2 protein-coding genes and 1 pseudogene are annotated in these 5,043 nt (G+C 74.0%); 1 reads left to right on the plus strand and 2 read right to left on the minus strand.

All coding sequences use genetic code 11. The features are described 5' to 3' along the window. A partial coding sequence (locus tag ABFC67_RS01510) for a TolC family protein (protein ID WP_346736268.1) occupies window positions 1–1,284 on the minus strand: 1,284 nt, incomplete at its 3' end. A gap of 227 nt (window positions 1,285–1,511) precedes the next feature. Between ABFC67_RS01510 and ABFC67_RS01515 the strand changes: the two genes are divergently transcribed. Further along, the gene (locus ABFC67_RS01515) at window positions 1,512–4,718 is read left to right on the plus strand and encodes a hypothetical protein (protein ID WP_346736269.1); all 3,207 of its coding nucleotides are present in this window, start codon (window positions 1,512–1,514) and stop codon (window positions 4,716–4,718) included. Window positions 4,719–4,763: 45 nt separating this feature from the next. Here ABFC67_RS01515 and ABFC67_RS01520 read toward each other — a convergent pair. Then, window positions 4,764–5,043 (minus strand): annotated as a pseudogene (locus tag ABFC67_RS01520) (ferredoxin--NADP reductase); the annotation flags it as partial.

The following is a 5,043-nucleotide window of genomic DNA, read 5'->3' on the forward strand; positions in this document are numbered from 1 at the left end:
CGGCCGGTCGCCGGCGCCGGCGGCGAGCGCGGCCTGCGCCTGCGCCTGCGCGCGCGCGGCCGCATCGGCGGCGCGGCGCAGGCTCCGCCAGCCGCGGTCGCGCGCCGCGTAGTCGGCGCGCGCCGCATCCATGCCGCCGAGGATCGCGGCCTGGCGCTGGCGCACCGCAGCCGCGGCTTCGTCGCGTGCGGCAGCGGCAGCGCGGATCGTCGCGCCGGCGCCGTGGAACAGCGGCAGTTCGACGTCGACGCCGAAGCTGAACTTGCGGTCGCCGCGGTCGTAGATGTAGCCGGGCGCGACGCCGAGCTGCGGCCAGCGCGTGCCGGCCGCCTCGCGCAACTGCGCCTCGGCGCCGCGGTAGCGCGCCAGCAACGCCTGCAGGTCGAGCCGGTTCCACGCCGCGTCCTCGGCCAGCGCGGCCGGCGGCAGCGCGTCGGGCGCGGGCGGCGCGTCGAGACCGGGCCATTCCAGCCGGGCGTCGGCGAGCGCCGCACGCGGCACGCCCAGCGCGCCGGCCAGCGCATGTTCGGCGGCGACGCGTGCCTGTGCGCGCGCCTGCGTTGCGGCGGCGGCACGCGCAGCGGCATCCTGCGCCAGCAGCCATTCGCTGCGATCGCTCTCGCCGGCGGCGAGGCGGCGCTGCGCGCTGGCCGACCAGGCGGCGTCGGCGGCGGCGGCTTCGGCCGCAAGCGTCTCCGCGCGGCGCGCGAGCAGCACGCCGCGCAGCGCGCCGACGGCGCGGCTGCGGCTGGCCCATACCGCTTCGGCAGCGTCGTAACCCGCCGCGGCGGTCGCCGCCTCGGCCCCGGCGCGTCGCGCCGCGCGCTGACCGGGATGCAGCAACTGGAACGCCAGGCCGAGCGTGATCGTCCACGGCGAAGCGGCGCCGCCGGCCGCGGCCTGGTAGACCTTTTCCGGGGTCAGCGACAGGGTCGGGTTGGCGCGCTGTACGGCGCGTTCGGCATCGGCGGCCGCGCGCATCGCGGCCGCGCGCGCGCTGGCCAGCGCGGGATCGAAGTACAGCGCGGCGACGGTAACGCGATCCGGCGTCCACGCCGCTTCGGGTGCGGCATCCAGCCCGAAGCGATCGAGCAGCGCGCGCAGCCCCGGGTCGTCCAGCCGCCGCGCGCCGAGCGCGCGCGCGCCGGCTTGCGCATCGTACGGCGCCGACGGCACGCTGGCGCATGCGGCGACGAGCGTTGCCAGCAACGCCGCGGCGCATGTCCGCAGGATGCACCTGCGCGCGGACGCGGGTGCAGGCGGCACGACGGTGGGCAGCTTCATGTCGTCACAACCGTGCTGAATTGGCGTGTCGCGAACCTTGCGTGCGGACGTGCGCAGCGCAGGCGCACCGTATCGGGTCTGCAGCCTAGCAGCCCGCGCCGCCGCTCGCTGCGCAAACGTGACTTCTGGGGCACGCGAGCGCGCAGCGCCGGAGCGCAGGCTTGCGCGCTTCCGCCATGGCGTGGCGACGCTGCGCGCGCCACGCCTTCCCGACCCGCGAGGGATCCATGCCCGCACGACCGTATACCGCTCCGCTCGCCGCCGCCCTGGCACTCGCGCTTGCCACGTTCGCCGTGGCGGCACAGACGCCAGACGCATTGTCGGAAGGGCATCCGTTTGCGCACCTCGCCGCGCGCAATATCGGCCCCGCTTCCGCGGGCGGCCGCGTCGCCGCGGTAGCCGGCATCGCCGGCGATCCGCGCACCTATTACGTCGGCGCGGGCGGCGGCGGCGTGTTCAAGACCACCGACGGCGGGCTGAGCTGGAAGCCGGTCTTCGAGCACGAGGCGACGTCCTCGATCGGCGCGATCGCGCTGGCGCCGGGCAATCCGAACCTGGTCTGGGTCGGCACCGGCGAGGCGAACATCCGCAACGACGTCGTCGACGGCGCCGGCGTGTACCTGTCGACCGACGCCGGACAGAGCTGGAAGCGCATGGGCCTGGCCGACGTCGGCCAGATCGGCCGCATCGTGGTCGATCCGCAGGATGCCGACCACGTGCTGGTCGCCGCGCTCGGCCACACCTGGGGCCCGAACGCCGAGCGCGGCGTGTTCGAGACGCGCGACGGCGGCAAGAGCTGGAAGAAGGTGCTGTTCGTCGACGACAAGAGCGGCGCCATCGACGTCGCCTTCCAGCCCGGCAATCCGAAGGTGCTGCTGGCCGCGACCTGGCAGGTGGTGCGCCATCCATGGGGCCTCGAGGACGGCGGCGCCGGCAGCGGCCTGTGGCGCTCCAGCGACGGCGGCGACACCTGGACGCGGCTGGGCGAAGGCCTGCCGAAGGCGCCGCTGGGGCGCATCGCGCTGGCGTTCGCGCCCGCGCAGCCCGACCGCGTCTACGCGCTGGTCGAGGCCAAGCGCGGCGACGGCCTGCTGTACCGCTCCGACGACCTCGGCGCGCACTGGAACAAGGTCAACGAGAACTACGCGCTGGACGTGCGCCCGTTCTACTTCTCGCAGATCCGCGTCGATCCCGCCAACGCCGACCACGTGTACTTCCTGTCGTTCAACCTGTGGCAGTCGTTCGACGGCGGCAAGACCGCCAGTCTCGCCGACAAGGGCGTGCATCCCGATCACCACGCGCTGTGGATCGATCCGGCCGACCCGAAGCGCCTGCTGCAGGGCAACGACGGCGGCGCCTACCTGAGCCTCGATGGCGGCGCATCGTGGCGCTTCCTCGACGGCATGCCGATCGAGCAGAGCTACACGGTGGCCGCGGATTCGCGCGAGCCCTACGGCCTGTGCACGGGCCTGCAGGACAACTTCGCCTGGTGCGGCGCCTCCAGCACCCTGGCCGACGGCGCCGTCGGCGCCTACGACTGGGAAGCCGTGCTGAGCGGCGACGGCGAATACGCGGTACCGGCGCCGAGCGATCCCGACATCGTCTACGCCGACGTGCAGGACGGCGCGATCTTCCGCATCGACCGCCGGACCCACCAGACCCTGCTGGCGATGCCCTACCTGCACAGCCCGGGCTTCATCAACGACCTCGCCACCGCCGACCAGGCGATCCGTTTCAACTGGACCAGCCCGATCCTGGTCGACCCGCACGACGCCGACACCGTCTACCTCGGCGGCAGCAAGCTGCTGAAGTCGACCGACGGCGGCGCCCACTGGCAGCCGGTCAGCGGCGACCTCACGCGCAACGACAAGAGCAAGCAGCAGCTCTCCGGCGGCCCGATCAACAAGGACCTGTCGGGCGCCGAGACCTACGACACGATCCTGTCGCTGGCGATGGCGCCGGCCGACCCGAAGGTGATCTGGGCCGGCACCGACGACGGCCTGGTGCAGGTCACCCGCGACGGCGGCGCGCACTGGTCGAACGTCACCCCGCACGGCGCGCCGGCGTGGGCGCGCGTCTACCAGATCGACGCGCCCGCCGGCGACGCCGGTACCGCCTACGTGGCGTTCGACGCGCACATGCTCGACGACCACCAGCCCTACGCCTTCAAGACCACCGACTACGGCCGCAGTTGGAAACGCATCGACAAGGGCCTGCCCGAGGCGCCGGTGTTCGTCGTGCGCGCCGATCCGCGCCACGCCGGCGTGCTGGTGGCCGGCACCGCGCAGGGCGCGTGGCTGTCGCGCGACGGCGGCGCGCGCTGGCAGCGCATCGACGCCGAGCTGCCGACCGCACCGGTGTGGGACCTGAAGTTCGTGCGCGACGACCTGGTGCTGGCCACGCACGGCCGCGGCCTGTTCGTGTTCGACCACTTCGACGCGCTGGCGGAAGCCGGCGACGGCGTGCGCGGCGAGAAGCTGCACGTATTCACGCCGCGCGCCGGCACTGAGTACCAGCGCTGGTCGCGCGGCGAGGGCGCCGAGCCGGCGTTCACCGCCGCCAACGCGCCGGACGGGGCGGTGCTCGACTACTGGCTGCCGGAGAAGCTGGAAGCCGATGCCGAGGCGAAGAAGCAGGGCCACACCGCGGTCAAGCTGGTCGTCACCGACGCCGCCGGCCACGTCGTGGCGACGCGCTGGGGCAAGGCCGACGCGGGCGTCAACCGCTTCGTCTGGGACATGCGCTACGACGGCCCGACCAGGCTCGATTTCGAGAAGAAGCCGGAAGGCGTCGATCCCGACGAGGGCGGCGGCGGCGGCGAGGGTCCGATGGTGCTGCCGGGCCGCTACCAGATGGCGGTCAGCGCCGGCGGCGTGACGCGCGCGGCCACGCTCGAGGTGCGCGCCGACCCCAACCAGAAGCCGGCGCTGGATGCGCAGCGCGCAGCGCTGGCCGCGGCGCTGCACGCGCGCGACGAGGCCAGCGCGGTCAACGCCATGCTGAATCGCCTGCATGCACTGCACGCCGCGCTGGCGCGCTTCGAGGATGCCGCCGGCGACGGCGACGATAGCGCCCGCTACGCGGCGATCCTCGCCCGGGCCAAGGCGCTGGACGCCAAGCTGACGGCGCTGCAGGACGCCATGTACCTGCCCGGCGTGCAGCACGATGCGTTCGAGGACGACCTGCACGCGCTGGCCGACCTGCACGGCGCCGCCAACGCCACCGCCGACGCGCTGGCCGGCCTCGGCACGCAGGCGCCGACGCCGCCGCTGCAGGATCTGGTGCGCGAGGTCGACGCGCGCATCGCCGCCAGGCTGGACGCGTTCAACGCGCTGCTGAAGGACGTCGTCGCGTACAACCAGGCGGCCTATGCCGCCGGCGCGCCGACGCTGATGGCCGGCGAGGCGATCGCGGTGAAGACGACCGCGCCGTGAGCGGGCGCGGCGGGGCGGCGCCGCAACGGCGCCGCCCCGAGCGGTTCAGCGCGAGGACACGTACTTCTCGCGGCGGATGTGCGGCACCGGCAGGCCGGCTTCCTTCAGCAGCGTGAAGGTCTGGTCGACCATGTTCGGGTTGCCGCACAGGTAGGCGATGTCGTGCTCGGCGCTGGGCGCGAACTCGGGCAGCACGGTCTGCACGTGGCCGAGGCGGTCGTGCGGGCGCGGATCGGGACGCGCGCCGCGGCTGAGGCAGGGCACGAAGCGGAAGCCCGGGTGCTGGCGCGCGAACGCCTCGAACTCCTCGCCGTACAGCAGCTCC

The organism is Mizugakiibacter sp. (assembly GCF_039680435.1).
Classification (GTDB): domain Bacteria; phylum Pseudomonadota; class Gammaproteobacteria; order Xanthomonadales; family Rhodanobacteraceae; genus Mizugakiibacter.

Excerpts from the sequence above, each read along its gene's own strand:
- ABFC67_RS01515 (WP_346736269.1), top strand. The coding sequence starts at position 1,512 with ATGCCCGCACGACCGTATACCGCTCCGCTCGCCGCCGCCCTGGCACTC.